The sequence below is a fragment of the Cellulomonas alba genome (assembly GCF_030362835.1).
GTDB classification, from domain to species: domain Bacteria; phylum Actinomycetota; class Actinomycetes; order Actinomycetales; family Cellulomonadaceae; genus Cellulomonas; species Cellulomonas alba.
This window is the reverse complement of sequence record NZ_JAUCGQ010000003.1, coordinates 90,056-110,220: the sequence shown is the minus strand read 5'-3', so window position 1 is coordinate 110,220 and position 20,165 is coordinate 90,056. Positions and strand designations below refer to the sequence as shown.

Genomic DNA, 20,165 nt, shown 5'->3' with positions numbered 1-20,165 from the left:
CGGGAGACGGCCGCACCCGGCGTCAGGGCAGCAGGTCGACGTCCACCAGCACGCTCGCGCCCGCGCGGTGCATCGCCAGCGCGCGGACCTCCGTCCCGATCCGGGCATGCAGCGCGTCGAGCACGATGCCGCACGCGGGTGCCGTGCCGTCGAGCGTGGCGTCGAGGTGTCGCGCCTGCTGCTCGCGCGCGTGCGTGATGGCCTCGCACACGAGCGCCGCGCCGTCGTACGCGCCCTGGCCGGTGGGCGCCGTGCGCACGTGCATGTGCACGTGGTCGAGGTCCGCGAGGTCGAGCTCGACGGCGCTCGCGTCGCTGCGCAGCGTCGTCCGCGCCGGTGCGGTGGTGGGCATGCGCCCAGCCAACCGCGGCGCGCCCGCCCGTCCCAGGGACGAACGTCCTCAGGCGATCTCCTCGCGGTGGTGGCCCTCGGCCAGCTCGCGGAGCCGGTCGAGGTCGATCGCGTCCGCAGCCGCCTCGGCGACCCGTACCGGCGTGGTCGCGACGAGCGTCGACGACCGGGTGCCTCCCTCGAGCAGCGCGCGCTCGCCGAGCACCGCGCCCGGCCCGACCTCGGCGACGGCGCGCCCGTCGACGTCGACGCGCAGCACGCCGTCGAGCACCAGGAACAGCGCGTCGCCGGGCTCGCCCTGCCGGGTGAGCGTGTCGCCCTCGGCCAGGCGCCGCACGGTCGGCGCCGTGCCGCCGCGCATGATCGTCACCGACAGCTCGTGCTCGAGGGCGCTCTCGACCGGGTGGACGTGGGCCGCGCGGTCCTCGTCGTGCCACGGCGTGCGCGGGCCGAACGCATGGTTCATCCACGTCGCCTGGTCGGTGACGACGCTCTTCGCGACGAGGTCGCCGGACGGCGCGTAGAGCCAGTGGCGCGGGAACGGGCTCGCACCGAGCAGCTCGACGCCCGTCGACCCGTCGGGGTGGACGTCGACCGCCACGGTGGTCCACACGGTCGGCGCCTGCCACCGCACGAACGGCGCGTGCGGCACCGGCCGGGGGAGCGGCACGCCCGTGCGACCGCCCACCGTCTGCACGTACCGGACTCCGCCGTCGGCCAGGGCCTCGGGCTCGCGCCGCAGCACGGGCAGCGAGGCGGCCTGGAACGTGGCACCGACCCCCGCGACCCGGACGGTCGTCGCGCCCATCGCGAGCCCGGTGTCGGGCGTCACGCCGTGCGCGCGGACCTGGCCGTCCTCGACGTCCGCCCAGACGGCGAGGACGTTCGCGAAGCGGAACGCGTCGGCGTCGCGCAGCTCGCGGACCTGGCCGACCCCGTCGAGGTGGTCCGGCGGTGGCGAGTCGTAGTGCGACAGGCGCAGGTCGAAGCCCGCCTTGAGCGGACCGCCGACGGACTCGGACGGGATCCAGGAGATCGTGACGGCCGTCGCCTCGATGCGCATCGTTCCTCCGTGCACGTCGACCGGACGCGCGCCGGGGCGACGCGCGGCCCCCTGCCACCAGGAAAGGGGATCGAGCGCGGCGCCCGATACCCGGATCCCGGCATATCACCCACCCGGGTGGGGGCGCCTCCGGCGGCGTGCGCCTACCGTGTGCCGCATGTCCGAGCCCGCGGCCACGACGGACGACGCGGCGGCGCTCGACGCGGCGATCGGCGCGCTCGAGGCGCAGCGCGCCGTGCTGGGCGACGACGTGGTCGCGACCGCGCTCGGCCCGCTGCTCGAGCGGCGTGCCGCGCTGCAGGCCGCAGGTGGTGGCGCCCGGCGGCTCGTCACGGTCGTGTTCGCCGACCTCGTCGACTTCACCGCGCTGTCCGACGGTCTCGACCCGGAAGACGTGCGCGCCGTGATGGACGACTACTTCGCGCGGTGGCGCGGCGCGATCGAGCGGCACGGCGGCGTGGTCGAGAAGTTCATCGGCGACGCGGTCATGGCCGTGTTCGGGCTCCACGTGTCGCACGAGGACGACGCGGTGCGCGCGGTGCGGGCCGCGGTCGACATGGCGAACCCGGGCGGGTTCGTGGCGGTGGACGGCCGGGTGCTGCACATGCGTGTCGGCATCGACTCGGGCGAGGTCGTCGTGGGGGGCCTCGGTGCGCGCCCGGGCCAGGACTGGGTCGCGGTGGGCCCGACGGTCAACCGTGCGAGCCGCCTCCAGGCCGCCGCGCCGGCCGACGCGGTGCTGATCTCGGCGCACACCCACCGGCTCGTGCGCGGGCTGTTCTCGTTCGAGGCCGTCCCGGGGCTGCTGCTCAAGGGGTTCGCCGAGCCGGTCGACGCGTGGCGCGTGGTGGGCGAGCGTCCCCGGGCCTTCCACCTGGACGCCGACGGGACTCTCGGCGGAGCGGCCGTGCCGACGATCGGCCGCGAGCGGGAGCTCGCGCGGCTGCGCGAGACGCTCGACGACGTCACGGCCGAGGAGCGGATGCGGTTCGTCACGGTCGTGGGTGACGCGGGCGTCGGAAAGTCGCGGCTCGTCTTCGAGCTCGATCGCTGGCTCACCGAGCGGCCCGAGAACACGTGGTGGCTGCGCGGCCGCGCCTCGCCCGGCGACGTCGACCGGCCCCTCGCCCTGCTGAGGGACGTGCTCGCGGGACGGTGCGGCATCGCCGCGTCCGACGCCCCTGCCGTGGTGCGCCGCAAGCTCCGCGCGGGCTTCGCGGCACCGCACCGCCCGCCGGACTCCCTGGCGCCCGAGGACCTGCTGGCGTTCGACGACGCCGTCGTCGACCTCGACGAGCCGCGGGTCCGCGAGGCCGACGTCGTCGGCGCGTGGCTCGGCTTCGCCGGTGCCGTCGGCGCCGGCACCGACCGCGAACCCGAGGCGCTCCGCACGGAGGCGAGCGTGGCCCTCGGGCGCTTCCTGCTGCGCCTGGCGCGGGAGGCGCCGGTCGTCGCTCTGCTCGAGGACCTGCACTGGGCTGACGACGCGTCCCTGCACTGGCTCGACGCCGCGGACGAGGCGCTCCACGACCGGCCGGTCCTCGTGGTCGCGACCGCCCGTCCGAGCCTGCTCGAGCGGCGGCCGCTGTGGGGCGAGGGCCTCGCGCACCACGAGCGGCTCGCGCTCGAGCCGCTGTCGCGGCGACGGTCCCGCGAGCTCGTCGCGCGCGTGCTCGGCGTCGCGGAGCCGCCCGCAGGCCTGGACGCCCTGGTGATCGACCCCGCGGAGGGGAACCCGTTCTTCCTCGGCGAGCTCGTCGCGTGGCTGCGCGAGTCGGGTGCGCTCGTGCGCGACGTGGACGGCCGCTACCTTCTCGACGCGCACCAGGCGGCGCACGTCGCGGTGCCGTCGACCCTGCGCGGGGTGCTGCAGGCGCGCCTCGACGCGCTCGACCCGGCCGCGCGGCGGGTGCTCGAGCACGCCGCAGTCGTGGGCCGCGTGTTCTGGGACGAGGCCGTCGCGGCGCTCGGCGGCGGCGACGTGGACGAGGTGCAGCCGGTGCTCGACGCGCTGCGCGACCGCGAGCTCGTGCGGCGGCGCGCGCGGTCGACGTTCGAGGGGACGGGGGAGTACCTGTTCGCGCACGCGCTGCTCCGCGACGTGGCGTACGACGGGCTGCTGCGCACGCAGCGCGCGCCGGCGCACGCGCGTGCCGCGGCCTGGCTCGTTGCGACCGGTGAGCGCAGCGCGCGCGCGGACGAGCTCGCGGGCGTCGTCGCGGAGCACCTGGAGCTCGCGGGCGACCCCGCCGCCGCGCACTGGTACCTGCGGGCCGGCCGGCTCGCCGCCGCAGTGCACGCCACGGACGAGGCGACGCGGCTGCTGGCCGCGGCCCTCGAGCACGCGCCCGGGGACGACGCCGCCTTCCGGTTCGACGTCACGCTCGAGCGCTGGGCGGTCCACGACCGCAGCGGGGAGCGGGACGCCCAGGTCGCCGACCAGGAGGAGCTCGACGCGCTCGCGGACGCGCTGGGCGCGGACCCCGAACGGCTCGTGCGCCTCGACCTCGCTCGCGCGCGTCGCCGCTTCGAGACCAGCGAGTACGCCGAGTCGGCCCGGCAGGCGGCGTCCGCCGTCGCCGGTGCGACGGGCCTGGCCGACCCCACGCTGCTCGCCGACGCGCTGCTCGCCGAGGGCGCTGCGCTCACCTGGGCCAACGACCGGCAGCGCGCGACGGACCGCCTCACGACGGCGCTCGAGGTCGCCCGGGCGGCGAGCCTGCCCCACGCCGAGGCCGAGACGCTGCGCTACCTGTCGATGGTCGCGATGAACGGCGGCGACTACCCGCGGGCGCTCGAGCTGCTTCGCGACGCGCACGACGTCGCCCGCCGCGCCGGAGACGTCGACCAGCAGACACGGGCCGCGCTGCAGACCGCGCAGCTGACGTACTACCTCGGCCGGTACGCGGAGGCCGTGGACGCGTCGGTGCGCGCGCTGCCGCGCGTCCGCGCGTCCGGCTACCGGTACGCGCTCGCCGTCGCGCTCGGCAACGCGGCGGCGTTCGCGCTCCCCACGGGCCGCTACGCCGAGGCACGCGCCTGGGCCGCCGAGGCGCTCGACCTCGCGACGCGGCTGCACGACGAGGACACGCAGGCCGTCGCCCGGTTCGGCCTCGCGGCGGTCGCGCTGCGCGTCGGTGAGCCGGACGAGGCCCGCTCCGACGCGGCGCTCGCGCTCGAGGCCGGCGCCCGGCTCGACCGCCGGGACCTCGTGGTCGCGGCGCACGGCCTGCTCGCCCTCGCTGCCCTCGATGCCGGCGACACCGATGCCGCGCGGCGCCACGCCTTCGCCGGTGTCGCAGTGACCGGCGACCCTGCCGGCCCGCGCGACCGTGCGGAGAGCCTGCTGCAGTGCGGCTGGGCGTTCGCGGGAGTGGGCGAGCTCGACGGTGTCGCGGACGTGCTGATCGAGGTCGCGCCGCTCGTGGCGGCCGCCGCGGGCCACGTCGGACTCGCGGTCGACGCCGCCGCCCTGGGCGCGCGCTGCGCGCTCGACCGCGGGGACGTGGACGCCGCGGCGAGCGCCGTCGCGGCGGTGGTGGACGCGCTGGACGCGCGCGCCTTCCTCGCGGCGACCCGTCCCGAAGCAGTCGCGGCGGCCTGCGTCGAGGCGCTCGAGCGCGCCGGCGACGACCGCGCGGCACGGGTCCGCTCGACCGCTGCCGAGCTCGCGGACCGCCTGCGCGACGCGCGCCACGAGGCGGCGGCGCGAGCCATCGGCGGCTGACGGTCCGGTCAGCGGCTGACGGTCCGCTCAGCGGGTGGTGAGGATCGGCCGGTGCGGCGCCGGCAGCACGGGGCTCGGCGTGGGCACCGCCTTCACGAGCTCGCCGACGAGCGCGCGCCAGCACCGGTCGGCGTCGCGCAGGTGCCGCTCGACGTCGTCCGGCGTCACGTGCCCGGTCCCGCCGACCCCGCCGGCGGCGTCCAGCGCGTCGAGCCCCCGACCGAGCAGGCGGACGCCGACGCGGTAGTTCGCGGAGTCGCGGCGGTGGTCGGGAGTCAGCACCTCGAGCGTCGCGGCGGCGTCGTGGAACAGCGCGCGCACGAGCGCGACGGCGGGCGCGACCTCGGTGGGGGAGAGCCGCCGCGCCTCGTCCGCGACCGCGGTGACGACCGTCGTCTCGGTCAGCCGACGCACCGTGCTCGGGAGTGCCTCGACGTCGAGCCGCATCGCGAGCAGCAGCACCACGGTGCGGCCGAGCACGGTTTCGCGCCGGTCGCGCTCGATCTGGCGGCGCGTGCTGGCGCGCTGCACCTCCTCCTCCGCGCGGAGCGCGGCGGCGTGGCGTTCCCGGTCGGCACGCTCGGCGTCCAGTCGCGCCTGGGTCGCGCTGCGCGAGATGAGCTCGGTGGCCGTCCGGACCCGCTGCTCGGCGTCCAGCTCGGCGCGCTGCACGACGTCCCGGGCGGCCCGGTTGAGGGGCGCGACGTAGCCGGAGTCGGTGTAGCCGAACAGCGCGACGTGGTGCTCGTCGGCCCAGAGCACGGCCGTCTTGGTGTAGCCCGAGCGCGAGTAGACCGCCGCCGTGCGGCCCGCCGCCGCGGCGTGCAGGCGCTCGACGGTCGGGCGGTCCACGGGCCCGCGGCGGCGCTCGACCGAGCCGACGAAGCTCGACCCCTCGACGTCGACGCCCGACGGCGCGTCCGGGTCGGACGCGCGGACGTCGGTGCGGTTCAGGACGGCACGCGCGTGACGCTCGGCGAGCCGCTCCGCGACGCGCCACTGCGGGTCCTTGCCCACCGCGCTCACGGCCACCCCCTCTGCCGGACGCATGCCTCGCTGCAGACGCTACGAGCGATGCGCAGCGGGCCGCGCGGACCGAACAGGTGATCGGCCCGTGCGTCGTCGCCCGTTCGCGCGACGTGGTGCGGGTGAACTCCGGCGGCCGGACCCGCTGACGAGGGGCCGCCGCGTCAGGGCGTGGCCGACGAGCGCGCGCTGATCCGGTTCCACGCGGCCTCGTACTCCGACGCGATGCGCGCGATCCGCGGCGCGTGGGCGGCACTCGCGGTCGCGGTCGTCAGCACCGAGAACGAGTCGTCGTTCTGGTTCAGGCCGCCGAAGGTCCAGTTGTGCGAGCCGTCCAGCACGACGGTCTGCCCCCGCTTGCCGAGATACGTGACGCCCCGCGCGACGGTGAACTTCGTGTGCAGCATCGAGACGTACCGGAGCGGGACGCCGGCGGCCGTCATGGCCCTCACCGCGCTGCGCGGGCTCTCGTAGGAGAGGTTGCGCCCGACGACCACCCGCACCGAGCAGCCCTCAGCACGCAGCCGGCCGAGCTGCGGTGCGAGCGCACGTGCCCGGGAGGGCGTGATCGCGAACTGCGCGACCTCGATGCGGCACCCGGGCGCGCCGCGCAGCTGGGCGAGCCGCGCGGCCACGGGGTCGGGGCCGTCGGGCCGCTGGAGGAACTCGACCGTCAGCCCGCGCCCCGAGTCGGTCGAGACGGTGGTGAGGTCGGGCTTGGGACCGCAGGTCTTCGTCGCCGCGCAGCCCCGCAGGTAGGCGAACCGGCTGGTGTACGCCGCCGCGAGCCGCTGGTCGCGGTGGTGGATGCGGTTGGCCTGCCAGTCCCACTGGAGCTGCCCGGTCGACCAGTTCGCGGAGCCGAGCACGACGACAGGGTCCTTCCCCTTCGCCCACAGGGTGTCGGAGACGACGACCGCCTTCTCGTGCATCACGCCCGCGCGGTCCTGGCAGCCGCCGGCGCATCCAGTCACCGTGAAACCGTGTCGTCGGAGCGCCGCGATCCGCGCCGCGCCGTTGCGATTGCCGTCGACGAGGAACGACACGCTCACCTTGCGGGTCCGGTGCACGTAGTCGAGCGCACGCAGGATCCGCTTGACCTGCGGGTCGCCGGGCGTCACCAGGTAGAGCTCGATCGTGATGGTGGATCGCGGTGCCGCGGCGCAGAACGCGTTGACGAGCCGGTTCGACAGCTCGGTTCCGGGGCCGTACGACGTCGTGACGACGAGCTCGACGCCGTCCACCGGTGGCCGTCCGGCAGGGCACGGGTCGGGCTGGGGTGCCCGCTTGGCCGGGACGGCCCGCCGCGCGGTCTTCTTCTTCGCCGCCGTGGACGCGGCGGCCGGGTGCTTCGGCTTGGCCACCGCGGCGGAGGCGCCGCTCGGCTGCGCGAGCGCGAGGGTGGCGCAGAGACCGGCGGCGACGGCGACGGCCGAGGCGCGACGGAGGGAACGCGCCCAGCGGCGTTCGGCGAGCATGACTGACTCCTACGAGCGGTGAGGTCGCTCGGGAGCTGCGACACGCGTATCCATTGAACGGCATGCGGGCGTGCGCACCTGACCGGCGGGCGCTGTGACCTTGCCGACGTCCGGGCGATCTCCAGCGTGACGCCTTCGCGGCGCTCGGTCGTGGGGCGAACGTCCCGCGGCGTGCGCGCCGGCCGAGCACCCGCCGGCCGAGCACCCTCCGGCCGAGCACCCGCCGGCCGAGCACCCTCCGGCCGAGCACCCTCCGGCGGTCAGCGGCCGAGAGCCGGGGCGAGGCCCGCCCAGAGCTGGGGCGCGAGCGTCTGCGCGTACGTCGCGGTCAGGTGGTGGTTGTCGCGCGAGACCGGGATGCCGCCGATGGCCGCCGGGCACCACGTCGTGGTGCACACGTACCGCGTGAAGCTGAGGAGCCGGATGTGGCCCTGCGAGTGCTTCACCGCCGCGATCTGGGGGTCGGTGTACCGGAACGCCTTCGCGCGCGGCGTGCCGCACGAGGTCCACGACGCGGTGCTCCCGTGGTGGCGGGCCAGGCAGGTGTTCCGCTCGGTGACCGGGTGCGGCGCGTCGCGGATGACGATCACCGGGATCCCCGTGCGCAGGACCGGCTTCCAGGCGGAGACGAGCCCGTTCGTCATGTACGTCAGTCGGGACTCGCCGCGTGGGGTCTTCATCACCTCGGCGGCGAACGCCGAGGTGACCACGGCGTCGTACCTGCCGGCGTGCTTCCTCACGTACGCCGTCACGCGGTGGGCCCACGTCGCGCAGGACGCCTCTGCCGCCCGGGTGTGCTCCTTCGGCAGCGCGTAGGACCACTGGCACCCGCCCTTGAGGTAGGCGTCGTACGTCAGCTTGCCCTCGGCGGCGAGGCGGTCGAACGCGCGCAGGTACATGCGCGCGTGGCTGTCGCCGAGGAGCAGCACGCGCGGGACGCCCGCGCGCGGCTCCTGCACCGAGCGGCAGGCCACCAGCCGGCTGTCACCGCGCTTGAGGAAGCACGGCGCCGTCGTCCAGTCGCGGGCTGCCGCCGCGGGGCTGAGCACGAGGGTGCGGATCAGCCTCGCGCACGTAGCCTGGCGCGCGCGGACCATCGAGCCGGCACCGAGGCACTGAGCTCGTGTCACGGAGGGCGCGGTGGCGGTCGCGGCCGTCGTCGTCGGGGAGGCGGTCGTGGCGACCGCCACGGGGGTGACCGCCGCTCGCGACGGAGCGCCGGGCTTCGACGGCGACAGGGCGCAGCCGGTGACGGTCAGCGTCAGCGCCGCGGCACCGGCCACCAGGACGTGAGCGAGACGCATGTCGAGCTTCCCCTCGGTGGCGCAGGTCCCACGGTACGCACGCACTCGTGCGTCCCGCGCGTCTGCCCGGGAGCCGCCCGTGGCTGGAGCGGTCCGGAGGGGTGCCCCGAGTGGGATTCGAACCCACACTGGATCGGGTTTGAGCCGAACGCCTCTGCCGGTTGGGCTATCGGGGCCAGGGCCCCAGGATAGTGGGCGCTCCCGACGGGGCTGCTGACGTCTCGCCGCCGCGCGCGACGCCGCCAGCGGTGCGAACCTGCTGGCCATGCGAGCCATCACGTACTCCCGCTACGGCGACGTCGACGTCCTCGAGCTGACCGAGCAGCCCGACCCCAAGGTCGGACCCGACACGGTGCTCGTGCGGGTGCGGGCCGCCTCCGTCAACCCGGTCGACTGGAAGGCCCGGCAGGGCCATCTCGACCGGATCATGGACGTCGAGTTCCCGGTCGTCCCGGGCTGGGACGTGGCGGGCGTCGTCGAGCGGCCCGGCCTCGACACCCCCGAGCTCGCACCCGGCGACGAGGTGTTCGGTTACGTCCGCAAGGACTGGCTGCACGGCGGGACGTTCGCCGAGCTCGTGGCCGCGCCGGTGCGCACGCTGGCTCGCAAGCCCGCGTCGCTCTCGTTCGAGGAGGCCGCGGCCGTGCCGCTCGCCGGGCTGACCGCGCTCCAGACGGTGCGCCGCGCGGCGGTGCGCGAGGGCCAGACGGTGCTGGTGCACGCCGCGTCCGGCGGTGTCGGCGGGTTCGCCGTGCAGATCGCGCGGGCGGCTGGCGCGCGCGTCATCGGCACGGCGTCGGCCACGAACCACGAGTACTTGCGGAGTCGCGGCGTGGAGCCCGTCGAGTACGGCGAGGGCGAGGTCGAGCGGGTGCGCGCGCTCGCGCCCGACGGCGTCGACGTGATCCTCCACTACGGCGGCGCGAACGCCGTCGCGGACGCGCCCCGGCTGCTCGCGCCCGGCGGCACGATCGCGTCGATCCTGGACGCGAAGGCGCGTGACGAGCTGGGCGGCCAGTACGTGTGGGTGCGGCCCGACTCGGACGACCTGACCGAGCTCGCGCGCATGATCGACGCCGGCCAGGTGGCGGTCGACGTCGCCGCCGTGCTCGACCTCGCCGACGCCCGTGAGGCGCACCGGCTGAGCGAGACGGGCCATCCGCGGGGCAAGGTCGTCGTCCGCGTCTGACGTGCTGCGCCCGACCTGCGTTCCAGGCCGTCAGCAGGGGCTCCGGGGCCGTTACGCTGTGCAGCGTGACGACGGACGACGCAAGCGCCCCCGACGAGTCGACCCCGCTCGAGCTGCCCACCGAGGCGCCCGCGGCCGAGGAGCCGAGGCCCGCGCGGCCCGCTCGTCGTGCGGTCGTCGTCGAGGACGAGGCCCTCATCCGCATGGACGTCGTCGAGACGCTGCGGGACGCCGGGTTCGACGTCGTCGGCGAGGCCGCCGACGGCGAGCAGGCGGTCGCGCTCGCCACCGAGCTCAAGCCCGACGTCGTCGTGATGGACGTCAAGATGCCGGTGCTCGACGGCATCTCGGCGGCGGAGCGGATCGGCAAGGCGCACCTCGCGCCGGTCGTCCTCCTCACGGCGTTCAGCCAGACGGAGCTCGTCGAGCGCGCGCGCGACGCGGGCGCGATGGCCTACGTGGTCAAGCCGTTCAGCCCCGCCGACCTGCTTCCTGCCGTCGAGATCGCGATCTCGCGGTACGCGCAGATCTCGGCGCTCGAGTCCGAGGTCGCGGACCTCGCCGAGCGGTTCGAGACGCGCAAGCGCGTGGACCGCGCCAAGGGCCTGCTCATGACGAAGATGGGTCTGACCGAGCCCGAGTCGTTCCGGTGGATCCAGAAGACGTCGATGGACCGTCGCCTCACGATGCGTGAGGTCGCCGACGCGGTCATCGAGCAGGTCGGCGGCGGCTCCTGACGCACCGCCCCGCCTGACGGCCGCGCAGCCGCCGTCACGTGTGCTCGACGTCGACGACGAGCGCGCGGTGGTCCGAGATCCCCGTGTCGACCGCGCGGCCGGGCCCGATCGCATGCAGGTTCCCCTCGACCAGCACGTGGTCGATCTGGCGCCGCGGGTGCTCGACGGGAAACGTCGGGGTCGTGACGAGCGGCCGCATGCCCGTCAACCGCGCCGGCTCGGCGCCGACCAGGTTCAGGTCGCCCATCAGCACGAGCGGTCGCGGGCGCGACGACACCCGTCCGTGCAGGTCGACGAGCTGCCGCTGGACCCAGCCGGGGATCACCGTGAGGTGCGTGCCGACGACGGTCGTCGGACCGCCCGGCGCGTCGATCTCGGCGACCAGCGCCGCGCGCGGCTCGTCGCGGGCGAGCGACCACCAGCGCTTGCCGGTCCAGCGCACGGGCGTCAGCCGGTTGCGCATCGAGAGCGTCAGGACGCTCCATTCGCGCACGGGGTAGCGCGACAGCAGAGCGATGCCGTAGGTGGCCGACGCGGGCTGCGAGTGGTCGCTCACCGCGGTCCACAGGCCGGGGTGCCCGCGGAGCGTCGCGGCGAACCGGTGGTCGGTGGCGCCCATCGCCTCGGCGGCGATCTCGGTCAGGTCGGCGCCGTGCGACCGTTGCTGGTCGCGGTCGACCTCCTGGAGCGCGAGCACGTCGGCGTCGAGCCCGCGGACGGCCTCGGCGTACCGGTCGAGGTCGACCCGGCCGTCTCGCAGCGAGCGGCCGTGGAGGATGTTGAACGTCGCGATCCGCACCCTTGCGATCCTGCCGTCCGCCCTGCGGGTCCGCGCGCCGGGGTGCACGATCGTCGGCATGACCAGCGACGCAGCACCGTCGACGCCCGCGGCCGCCGACCCGGAGCCTGTGGCGTCCTCGCTGGGCGCCGCGCCCCGTGGGGCTGCCGAGCGGTCGGCGCGTCACGACGAGCGGGCGGCGCTGCACGACGCGCTGCGCCTGGTCGCCGTCGCGCTCACCGACGCCGGGCTCCCGTTCGCGCTGGTGGGCGGCTACGCGGCATGGGCGCGCGGCGCCTCGGAGCCGAGCCACGACGTCGACTTCGCGATCCTCGAGGAGGACGTGGCGCGTGCGCAGGAGGCGATCACCGCGGCCGGCCTCGAGCTGCACGACCCGCCCGAGAACTGGCTCTTCAAGGCGTACCACCAGGGCGCGCTCGTCGACGTCCTGTTCCGCATGGTCGGCGAGCCCGTGACGCGTGAGCTGCTCGCGTCGACCGACGAGATCGAGGTGCTCGCCGTCCGGATGCCGGTGCTCGACGCGACGGCGATCGTCTCGGCCAAGCTGCGCGTGCTGGGCGAGCACGCGTGCGACTTCAGCCGGCTGCTCGGCATCGTCCGGGCCGTCCGCGAGCAGCTGGACTGGCCGCGCGTGCGCGACGAGGTCGGCGCGAACCCGTACGCGAGGGCGTTCCTCTACCTGGCCGACGAGCTCGGCATCGCGGACCGGGACGGTTCGGGCGAACGGGTCGCGGCCGGCGGGGACGTCGGCGCCCAGGCCTGAGGCGGTCGCGCACCGTCCCTCAGCGCGAGGGGCCGTGACACCAGACAGGGGGTGTGTTGACTCCCAGCGGCTGGGCCATGATCGGGGTCGGCGTCGTCGTGGGCAGCGATCGGCGTCACCCCGACCGGATCCCCTCGTCCCGTCCGGAGGTTCTCGCCGTGCGCCCTGGTGTGCTCGTTCGTCCTGCCCGACCCGATGATCTCGACGACCTCGTCGACCTGTGCCTGGAGGCGCGCGGCGAGGCCGCGGTCGGCTCCCAGCTCTGCACGGACGCGACGGACCGCCTGCGCGACCAGATCGGCGTCCTGGTCGGCCTTCCGACGGGCCGCGTCCTGATCGGCCAGCTGGACGACGAGCCGGCGGGCTTCCTGCTCGCCCGCGTGGTCGAGCCGGGGCTGTTCCTCGACGTGACCAGCCTCGGCATCGAGGCCGTCTACGTGCGGGCCGGCGCGCGACGCCGGGGCCTCGGCCACGCGCTGCTCGGCGGCGCGGTCGCGGCGGCCGAGGAGGCCGGCGCCACCGAGCTGTACGCGGCGCCGATCCCCGGCGCACGCGGCATGCACCGGTTCCTCGCCCGGCTCGGCTTCGCACCCGCGGCGTCGCACCGCGTCGTGACGACCGCGGCGCTCCAGCGCCGGCTCGCGCACGAGCACGCGGCGGCGGCGGCCCAGGGACGGCGCAGCGCGCCCCGCGGCCTCGAGGACCTCATCGCGCGCCGCCGGCAGGCTCGCGAGGGCCGCGTCCGGCACGACGAGGTGCCGGCGGGTGCCGATCAGCGCGCGTCGATCAGCATGCAGGTCAACCGCGCGGTGCAGAGCCGGCGGCCGTCGGCGTCCTCGACGACCACCTGGTAGCTCGCGAGGCTCGAGCCGAGGTGCACCGCCTCGGCGGTGCCCGTCACCACGCCCGAGCGCGTCGACCGGTGGTGGGTCGCGTTGAGCTCGATGCCGACAGCCGCGCGCCCCGGTCCGGCGTGCACGGTCGCGGCGTACGAGCCGAGCGTCTCGGCCAGCACCGCGGACGCGCCGCCGTGCAGGAGCCCGTACGGCTGCGTGTTGCCCTCGACGGGCATGGTGGCGACCGCGCGCCGCGCGGACACCTCGACGAGCTCGATGCCCATGCGCTCGAGCAGGGTGCCCTCGATCGAGGGCGCGGACGCGGCGGGGGTCGTGTCGGACATGGCAGCTAGGTTGTCACCGTGAGCGTCGCAGCCCCCACAGACTTGCCGTCCGACACGCCCCGACTCCTCCTGATCGACGGCCACTCGATGGCGTACCGCGCGTTCTTCGCGCTCCCGGTCGACAAGTTCGCGACGTCCACGGGCCAGCCCACCAACGCGGTCTTCGGCTTCACGTCGATGCTCGCCAACCTGCTGCGCGACGAGGCGCCGACGCACGTCGCGGTCGCGTTCGACGTCGGTCGCACGACGTTCCGCACCGAGCAGTACGAGGCGTACAAGGGCACGCGCGACGTGACGCCCGAGCCTTTCCGCGGCCAGGTCCCGATCATCAAGCAGCTGCTCGAGACGCTCCACATCCCGGCGATCGAGAAGCCGCACTTCGAGGCGGACGACATCCTCGCCACGCTCGCCGCGCAGGCGCGCGCGCAGGGCATGCAGGTGCTGATCTGCACCGGCGACCGCGACGCGTTCCAGCTCGTCAACGACGACGTCACGGTGCTCTACCCGGTCAAGGGCGTCTCGGAGCTCGCACGCATGACGCCGGACGCCGTCGAGGCGAAGTACGGCGTGCGGCCCGAGCGCTACCCCGACCTGGCGGCGCTCGTCGGCGAGACGAGCGACAACCTCCCGGGCATCCCGGGCGTCGGCCCGAAGACGGCGGCGAAGTGGATCGGTCAGTACGACGGGCTCGACGGCGTCGTCGCGCACGCCGGCGACGTTCCCGGCAAGGCGGGGGAGGCGCTGCGCGAGAACCTCGAGCAGGTCCAGCTCAACCGCCGGCTGAACGCGCTCGTCGCCGATCTGGACCTCCCCCTGGGCCCCGAGGACCTGGCGGCGCGGCCGTGGGACCGGCAGGAGCTGCACACGCTGCTCGACGAGCTCGAGTTCCGGACGCTGCGCGACCGTCTGTTCGCGATGCTGCCCGACGAGGGCGAGGAGTCGTCCGCCGCGGTCGCCGCCTCGGCGCTCGAGCTCGCGGTGCTCGCGGAGGGCGAGCTGGGCGCGTGGCTGGCCGGGCGGTCCACCGGCCTGCTCGGGCTCGACGTGCGTGGCGCGGGCCGACCGGCCGCCGGCGACGCGTGGGGTGTCGCGATCGCCGACGCCGCGGGTCAGGCCGCCGTGTTCGACCTCGCCGAGATCGCGCCGGCCGACGAGCGGGCGCTGGCCGACTGGCTCGCGGACGCCGCGGCGCCGAAGGTGGTGCACGCGTCGAAGGAGGCCTGGCACGCGCTGCACGGCCGCGGTCTGCCGCTCGACGGCGTCACGTTCGACACCGAGCTCGCCGCGTACCTGTGCCAGCCCGACCGGCGCGCGTACGACCTGAGCGACCTGGCGATCGGCTACCTCCGTCGCGAGCTCGGCGCGGGCGATGCGCAGGGCGAGGGGCAGGGCGCCTTCGACCTCGAGCTCGACAGGACGGACGAGGGCCGCCGGGCTGCGGTGCGTGCCTCGGCCGTCCGGGACCTGGCGGACGTTCTCACGGCTGAGCTCGGCGACCGCGGCGCGACCGCGCTGCTGTCCGACCTCGAGCTGCCGCTCGTCGACGTGCTGGCGCGGCTCGAGCAGGCCGGCATCGCGATCGACGTCGACTACCTCACGGGCCTCGAGAAGTCGTTCGACGCACAGGTGCAGGACGCGGCGGCCGAGGCCTACGCGGTCATCGGCCGCGAGGTGAACCTCGGCTCGCCCAAGCAGCTCCAGGAGGTGCTGTTCGACCAGCTCGGCATGCCGAAGACCAAGCGCATCAAGACGGGCTACACGACGGACGCGGCGGCGCTCACCGACCTCTTCGCGCGCACGCAGCACCCGTTCCTCGAGCACCTGCTCGCGCACCGCGACGCCATCCGGCTGCGCCAGACCGTCGAGGGACTCCTCCGGTCGGTGGGCGCCGACGGCCGCATCCACACCACGTTCCAGCAGACCATCGCCGCGACCGGCCGGCTGTCGTCCGCCGACCCCAACCTGCAGAACATCCCGATGCGCACCGACGCAGGCCGGCAGATCCGACGCGCGTTCGTGGTCGGCGCCGACTACGAGACGCTGCTGACGGCGGACTACTCGCAGATCGAGATGCGGATCATGGCGCACCTGTCGGGTGACGAGGGGCTCATCGAGGCGTTCCGGTCCGGCGAGGACCTGCACAGCTACGTGGGCTCGCGCGTGTTCGGCGTCCCGACAGACGAGGTCACGGCCGCGCAGCGGTCGAAGATCAAGGCGATGAGCTACGGCCTCGCCTACGGGCTCTCGGCCTACGGCCTGTCCCAGCAGCTCTCGATCGAGGTCGGCGAGGCGTCGGCACTGATGCAGGACTACTTCTCGCGGTTCGGCGGCGTGCGCGAGTACCTGACGGGCGTCGTCGACCAGGCCCGCGCCACGGGCTACACCGCGACGATCCTGGGCCGGCGCCGCTACCTGCCGGACCTGGTCAGCGACAACCGGATCCGTCGCGAGGCGGCCGAGCGCATGGCGCTCAACGCCCCGATCCAGGGCAGCGCGGCCGACCTCATCAAGCTCGCGATGCTCGGCGTCGACCGTGAGCTGCGCCGCCGAGGGCTCGCGTCACGGATGCTGCTCCAGGTGCACGACGAGCTCGTGCTCGAGGTCGCCGCGGGGGAGCGCACCGAGGTCGAGGAGCTCGTGCGCGAGCAGATGGGCCACGCGGGCGACGGCCTGCCGGACGGCCCGCTGTCGGTCCCGCTCGACGTGTCGGTGGGCGTCGGGGGCAGCTGGCACGACGCGGGGCACTGACCGGGATGACTCAGCCCGGGAGGTGGCTGACGAAGATCGCCGTCCCCGGCAGGCGCGCCCCGCGCACCGGTCCCCAGCCGCCCCAGATGCGGTCGTGCCCCGCGGGCCACTCGGGCTCGACGAGCCGGTCGAGCACGAACCCGGCGGAGGCGAGCTCGCCGACGACGTCGCCCAGCGTCCGGTGGTACTCGGCGTAGAGCACCGCGCCGGACGCCGCCAGCTCGACGTACGGCCGACGGTCGAAGTACGACCGCGTCACGACGAGGCCGCCCTCGCCCGGGTCGTCCGGGAAGGCCCATCGCACGGGGTGCGTCACCGCGAACACCCATCGGCCGCCGGGCCGCAGCACGCGCGCGACCTCCCGGTGGACACGCGCGGTGTCCGGCACGAACGGCAGCGCGCCGTACGCGGTGAATGCCACGTCGAACGAGCCGGACGCGAACGGGAGGGCCCGCGCGTCCGCCTGCACCGCGGGCGTCCGCAGCCCCGTCGCGGCGTCGTAGCGGCGCGCGGCCCGCAGCATGCCGGCCGACACGTCGGTCGCCACCGCCGCGACGCCCTCGCCGACGAGCCACCGCGAGCACTGCGCCGCGCCTGCGCCGATCTCGAGCACGCGCGCGCCGGAGACGTCGCCCAGCAGGCGCGCGTCCTGCTCACGCAGCCCCTCGGGGCACCAGCAGAAGTCGGCCGGGCCGAGGAACTCGCCGTGCTCAGCGAGGTACTCCTCGGCGTTGGCGTCCCACCAGCGCCGGCCCGCGGCGCCACCCGCGGCGTGCGGCACGTCGCGATAGCCGGCCTCGGCGAGCGGCTCGTCGGTGGGGTTCGTCATACCCGCATTGTCGTCGGTGACCTGGGACGGAAGGCTCAGCGCGAGCCGCTCGCGTCGCTAGGGTGGACGTACGGCTGCCCGAAGGTGCGCGCCGAGCCCGTGCCGCGCCCATCGTTGAAGGAGCCATCCCGTGCGAGTCGGTCTGCTCACCGGCGGGGGAGACGTCCCCGGCCTGAATGCCGCGATCCGTGCCGTCGTCAAGCGCGGCGAGGGCGAGTTCGGGCACTCGATCGTCGGGTTCCGCAACGGCTGGCGCGGCGTCGTCGACGGGCTGTCGGTGCCGCTCAGCCGGCAGCACATCCGCAACGTCCTGCCGCTGGGCGGCACGCTCCTGGGCACCGCGCGATTCCACCCGCACTCCAAGGACGGCGGCCTGGACGCGGTGCTGTCGACGCTCGAGGCCGAGCGGATCGAGGCCCTGATCTGCATCGGCGGCGACGGCACGCTGCACGCGGCCCAGAAGGTCGCCGAGGCGGGCGTCCGCATCGTCGCGATCCCCAAGACCATCGACAACGACGTGTGGGGCACCGACGCGTCGATCGGCTTCGACACCGCGGTGACGATAGCGACGGAGGCCATCGACCGCATCCACACGACGGCCGAGAGCCATGACCGCGTGATGATCGTCGAGGTCATGGGCCGCGACGCGGGCTGGATCGCGACGACCTCCGGCATCGCGGGCGGCGCGGAGATCGTGCTGGCGCCCGAGGCGCCCTTCGACATCGACCGGATCGTCAAGTTCCTCAAGCACCGCCACCGTGCGCACGCGAGCTTCTCGATCGTGGTCGTCGCGGAGGGTGCCGTGCCGGCGCCGGGCACCGCGATGCACTACGAGACGCAGCGCGGTCAGTTCGGCGAGGTCGTCGCGGGCGCGATCGGCGAGCGCCTCAAGGCCGAGATCGAGTCGCGCACGGGCTTCGACACGCGCGTCACGGTGCTCGGTCACGTGCAGCGCGGCGGCACGCCCACGGCGCAGGACCGCATCCTCGGCTCGCGGTTCGGCGTCGCGGCGATCGACGCGATCACGTCCGGTCAGTCGAACGTCATGACGGCCCTGCGGGGCGAGCGCGTCGAGCTGGTGCCGCTCGAGGAGGTCGCCGGCAAGGTCAAGCGCGTGCCGGACGACCTGCTCGCCGTCGCGCGCGCCCTCGCCTGACGGGCCGGCGCGCGGCTCGCGGCGGGTGCCCGTCACCCCGGGGCGCGCTTTGACCCTCCCGCTGCCCGACCGTTAGGCTGGCCGACGGTGTCGCGTGCCTTCGGCCGTGCCCGTGGTCATCCCGGGAGTGATCCCGAGGTGGTCGTCCGCCGGTGGAGTTCCCGCCGGCGGCCGCTCTCACGGGGCCTCGGGGCCGGCACCGAGAATCGCACACCACCCCGTGCAGCGTCGGCACCTGCCGTCCGGCACGTCACTTGTCCGTCCTACTTCCTGTCCGCAACGGAGCCCATCCCTACATGAGCATCTCCACCCCCGCGAAGCCCGCCACCCCGCAGGTCGCGGTCAACGACATCGGTTCGGCCGAGGACTTCCTCGCCGCGATCGACGCCACCATCAAGTACTTCAACGATGGCGACATCGTCGAGGGCACCATCGTCAAGGTCGACCGCGACGAGGTCCTGCTCGACATCGGCTACAAGACCGAGGGCGTCATCCCCTCCCGCGAGCTGTCCATCAAGCACGACGTGGACCCCGGTGAGGTCGTCAAGGTCGGCGACGCGGTCGAGGCCCTTGTCCTCCAGAAGGAGGACAAGGAGGGTCGGCTGATCCTGTCGAAGAAGCGTGCGCAGTACGAGCGCGCGTGGGGCACGATCGAGAAGATCAAGGAGGAGGACGGCGTCGTCACCGGCACCGTCATCGAGGTCGTCAAGGGCGGCCTCATCCTCGACATCGGTCTGCGCGGCTTCCTGCCCGCCTCGCTCGTCGAGATGCGTCGTGTGCGCGACCTCCAGCCGTACGTCGGCAAGGAGATCGAGGCCAAGATCATCGAGCTCGACAAGAACCGCAACAACGTCGTGCTGTCGCGTCGTGCGTGGCTCGAGCAGACGCAGTCGGAGGTCCGCTCGACCTTCCTGCAGACGCTCCAGAAGGGCCAGGTCCGGCCCGGTGTCGTGTCGTCGATCGTCAACTTCGGTGCGTTCGTCGACCTGGGCGGCGTGGACGGCCTCGTGCACGTCTCCGAGCTGTCCTGGAAGCACATCGACCACCCGTCCGAGGTCGTCGAGGTCGGCCAGGAGGTCACGGTCGAGGTCCTCGACGTCGACTTCGACCGCGAGCGGGTCTCGCTGTCGCTGAAGGCGACGCAGGAGGACCCGTGGCAGGCGTTCGCCCGGACGCACGCCATCGGCCAGGTCGTCCCCGGCAAGGTCACCAAGCTCGTCCCGTTCGGTGCGTTCGTGCGCGTCGAGGACGGCATCGAGGGCCTGGTCCACATCTCGGAGCTGGCCGTGCGCCACGTCGAGATCCCGGAGCAGGTCGTGCAGGTCGGCGACGACGTGTTCGTCAAGGTCATCGACATCGACCTCGAGCGTCGCCGCATCTCGCTGTCGCTCAAGCAGGCCAACGAGGGCTTCGACCCGGCCTCGGAGGACTTCGACCCCGCGCTGTACGGCATGGCGGCCGAGTACGACGACCAGGGCAACTACAAGTACCCCGAGGGCTTCGACCCGACGACGAACGAGTGGCTCGAGGGCTACGAGTCGCAGCGCGAGACGTGGGAGGCCCAGTACGCGGCCGCGCACGAGCGCTGGGAGGCGCACCGCAAGCAGGTCTCGGAGGCCGCGAAGGCGGACGCCGAGGCGGCCACGAGCGGCGAGAGCAGTGGCGTGGGCGGCGGCGCCGTGCCGTCGACCTACTCGTCGTCGACCGAGGAGGCCACCGGCACCCTCGCGTCGGACGAGGCGCTCGCGGCGCTCCGCGAGAAGCTCACCGGCAACTGAGCCTCGGCTCACCGCTGGTCCACGACGGGCCGGTCAC

16 protein-coding genes and 1 tRNA gene are annotated in these 20,165 nt (G+C 74.5%); 8 read left to right on the top strand and 9 right to left on the bottom strand.

Going from position 1 to position 20,165, the window contains the following annotated elements:
* Window positions 1-22: 22 nt before the first annotated feature.
* Window positions 23-352: a hypothetical protein gene (locus QRT04_RS15570; protein WP_289456517.1), complete on the bottom strand. Its 330-nt coding sequence runs from the start codon at window positions 350-352 to the stop codon at window positions 23-25.
* A gap of 48 nt (window positions 353-400) precedes the next feature.
* Window positions 401-1,414, bottom strand: coding sequence for a cyclic nucleotide-binding domain-containing protein (locus QRT04_RS15565; RefSeq protein WP_289456516.1), 1,014 nt, complete (start codon window positions 1,412-1,414; stop codon window positions 401-403).
* Window positions 1,415-1,571: 157 nt separating this feature from the next.
* On the opposite strand from QRT04_RS15565, the gene QRT04_RS15560 reads away from it, so the two are divergent.
* The gene (locus tag QRT04_RS15560; RefSeq protein ID WP_289456515.1) at window positions 1,572-5,141 is read left to right on the top strand and encodes an ATP-binding protein; all 3,570 of its coding nucleotides are present in this window, start codon (window positions 1,572-1,574) and stop codon (window positions 5,139-5,141) included.
* Window positions 5,142-5,168: 27 nt separating this feature from the next.
* On the opposite strand, the gene QRT04_RS15555 is transcribed toward QRT04_RS15560, so the two are convergent.
* The 4 genes from QRT04_RS15555 to QRT04_RS15540 all read right to left on the bottom strand — a co-directional run bounded on the left by QRT04_RS15555 (window position 5,169) and on the right by QRT04_RS15540 (window position 9,125).
* Window positions 5,169-6,191 carry a hypothetical protein gene (locus QRT04_RS15555; RefSeq protein WP_289456514.1) on the bottom strand — a complete coding sequence of 341 codons (1,023 nt, stop codon included), beginning with the start codon at window positions 6,189-6,191 and terminating at the stop codon, window positions 5,169-5,171.
* A gap of 140 nt (window positions 6,192-6,331) precedes the next feature.
* Window positions 6,332-7,645, bottom strand: a complete 1,314-nt coding sequence (locus QRT04_RS15550; RefSeq protein ID WP_289456512.1) for a phospholipase D-like domain-containing protein — start codon at window positions 7,643-7,645, stop codon at window positions 6,332-6,334.
* 260 nt (window positions 7,646-7,905) lie between these two features.
* Window positions 7,906-8,949, bottom strand: a complete 1,044-nt coding sequence (locus QRT04_RS15545; protein WP_289456511.1) for an SGNH hydrolase domain-containing protein — start codon at window positions 8,947-8,949, stop codon at window positions 7,906-7,908.
* Between the two features lie 102 nt (window positions 8,950-9,051).
* A tRNA-Leu gene (locus QRT04_RS15540) sits at window positions 9,052-9,125 on the bottom strand.
* 89 nt (window positions 9,126-9,214) lie between these two features.
* Here QRT04_RS15540 and QRT04_RS15535 point away from each other — a divergent pair.
* Window positions 9,215-10,138 (top strand): NADP-dependent oxidoreductase, encoded by a 924-nt coding sequence (locus QRT04_RS15535; protein WP_289456510.1) that lies wholly within the window; start codon window positions 9,215-9,217, stop codon window positions 10,136-10,138.
* Window positions 10,139-10,194: 56 nt separating this feature from the next.
* Window positions 10,195-10,875 (top strand): ANTAR domain-containing response regulator, encoded by a 681-nt coding sequence (locus QRT04_RS15530; RefSeq protein ID WP_407653656.1) that lies wholly within the window; start codon window positions 10,195-10,197, stop codon window positions 10,873-10,875.
* 34 nt (window positions 10,876-10,909) lie between these two features.
* Here QRT04_RS15530 and QRT04_RS15525 read toward each other — a convergent pair whose 3' ends face one another.
* Window positions 10,910-11,674 (bottom strand): endonuclease/exonuclease/phosphatase family protein, encoded by a 765-nt coding sequence (locus QRT04_RS15525; protein WP_289456509.1) that lies wholly within the window; start codon window positions 11,672-11,674, stop codon window positions 10,910-10,912.
* Between the two features lie 58 nt (window positions 11,675-11,732).
* On the opposite strand from QRT04_RS15525, the gene QRT04_RS15520 reads away from it, so the two are divergent.
* Complete coding sequence (locus QRT04_RS15520) at window positions 11,733-12,437, top strand: nucleotidyltransferase family protein (RefSeq protein WP_289456508.1); 705 nt, start codon at window positions 11,733-11,735, stop codon at window positions 12,435-12,437.
* A gap of 158 nt (window positions 12,438-12,595) precedes the next feature.
* Window positions 12,596-13,291: a GNAT family N-acetyltransferase gene (locus QRT04_RS15515; RefSeq protein WP_289456507.1), complete on the top strand. Its 696-nt coding sequence runs from the start codon at window positions 12,596-12,598 to the stop codon at window positions 13,289-13,291.
* Here QRT04_RS15515 and QRT04_RS15510 read toward each other — a convergent pair.
* Window positions 13,210-13,617, bottom strand: coding sequence for a PaaI family thioesterase (locus tag QRT04_RS15510; RefSeq protein WP_289456506.1), 408 nt, complete (start codon window positions 13,615-13,617; stop codon window positions 13,210-13,212). The genes QRT04_RS15515 and QRT04_RS15510 overlap by 82 nt on opposite strands.
* Before the next feature lie 87 nt (window positions 13,618-13,704).
* On the opposite strand from QRT04_RS15510, the gene polA reads away from it, so the two are divergent.
* Window positions 13,705-16,365, top strand: a complete 2,661-nt coding sequence (polA, locus tag QRT04_RS15505) for a DNA polymerase I (protein WP_407653655.1) — start codon at window positions 13,705-13,707, stop codon at window positions 16,363-16,365.
* A 10-nt stretch (window positions 16,366-16,375) separates the two neighbouring features.
* On the opposite strand, the gene QRT04_RS15500 is transcribed toward polA, so the two are convergent.
* On the bottom strand, window positions 16,376-17,194 hold the full coding sequence (locus tag QRT04_RS15500; protein ID WP_289456504.1) for a class I SAM-dependent methyltransferase: 819 nt from the start codon (window positions 17,192-17,194) through the stop codon (window positions 16,376-16,378).
* 130 nt (window positions 17,195-17,324) lie between these two features.
* Between QRT04_RS15500 and QRT04_RS15495 the strand changes: the two genes are divergently transcribed.
* Complete coding sequence (locus QRT04_RS15495; RefSeq protein ID WP_289456503.1) at window positions 17,325-18,350, top strand: 6-phosphofructokinase; 1,026 nt, start codon at window positions 17,325-17,327, stop codon at window positions 18,348-18,350.
* Between the two features lie 296 nt (window positions 18,351-18,646).
* The gene (gene rpsA, locus QRT04_RS15490; protein WP_289456502.1) at window positions 18,647-20,128 is read left to right on the top strand and encodes a 30S ribosomal protein S1; all 1,482 of its coding nucleotides are present in this window, start codon (window positions 18,647-18,649) and stop codon (window positions 20,126-20,128) included.
* Window positions 20,129-20,165: the final 37 nt, after the last annotated feature.

What these genes read in the sequence shown, in the direction of transcription:
- QRT04_RS15570 (WP_289456517.1), bottom strand. Translation starts at nt 352, where the DNA reads ATGCCCACCACCGCACCGGCGCGGACGACGCTGCGCAGCGACGCGAGC.
- QRT04_RS15565 (WP_289456516.1), bottom strand. Translation starts at nt 1,414, where the DNA reads ATGCGCATCGAGGCGACGGCCGTCACGATCTCCTGGATCCCGTCCGAG.
- QRT04_RS15560 (WP_289456515.1), top strand. Translation starts at nt 1,572, where the DNA reads ATGTCCGAGCCCGCGGCCACGACGGACGACGCGGCGGCGCTCGACGCG.
- QRT04_RS15555 (WP_289456514.1), bottom strand. Translation starts at nt 6,191, where the DNA reads ATGCGTCCGGCAGAGGGGGTGGCCGTGAGCGCGGTGGGCAAGGACCCG.
- QRT04_RS15550 (WP_289456512.1), bottom strand. Translation starts at nt 7,645, where the DNA reads ATGCTCGCCGAACGCCGCTGGGCGCGTTCCCTCCGTCGCGCCTCGGCC.
- QRT04_RS15545 (WP_289456511.1), bottom strand. Translation starts at nt 8,949, where the DNA reads ATGCGTCTCGCTCACGTCCTGGTGGCCGGTGCCGCGGCGCTGACGCTG.
- QRT04_RS15535 (WP_289456510.1), top strand. Translation starts at nt 9,215, where the DNA reads ATGCGAGCCATCACGTACTCCCGCTACGGCGACGTCGACGTCCTCGAG.
- QRT04_RS15520 (WP_289456508.1), top strand. Translation starts at nt 11,733, where the DNA reads ATGACCAGCGACGCAGCACCGTCGACGCCCGCGGCCGCCGACCCGGAG.
- QRT04_RS15510 (WP_289456506.1), bottom strand. Translation starts at nt 13,617, where the DNA reads ATGTCCGACACGACCCCCGCCGCGTCCGCGCCCTCGATCGAGGGCACC.
- polA (WP_407653655.1), top strand. Translation starts at nt 13,705, where the DNA reads ATGGCGTACCGCGCGTTCTTCGCGCTCCCGGTCGACAAGTTCGCGACG.
- QRT04_RS15500 (WP_289456504.1), bottom strand. Translation starts at nt 17,194, where the DNA reads ATGACGAACCCCACCGACGAGCCGCTCGCCGAGGCCGGCTATCGCGAC.
- rpsA (WP_289456502.1), top strand. Translation starts at nt 18,647, where the DNA reads ATGAGCATCTCCACCCCCGCGAAGCCCGCCACCCCGCAGGTCGCGGTC.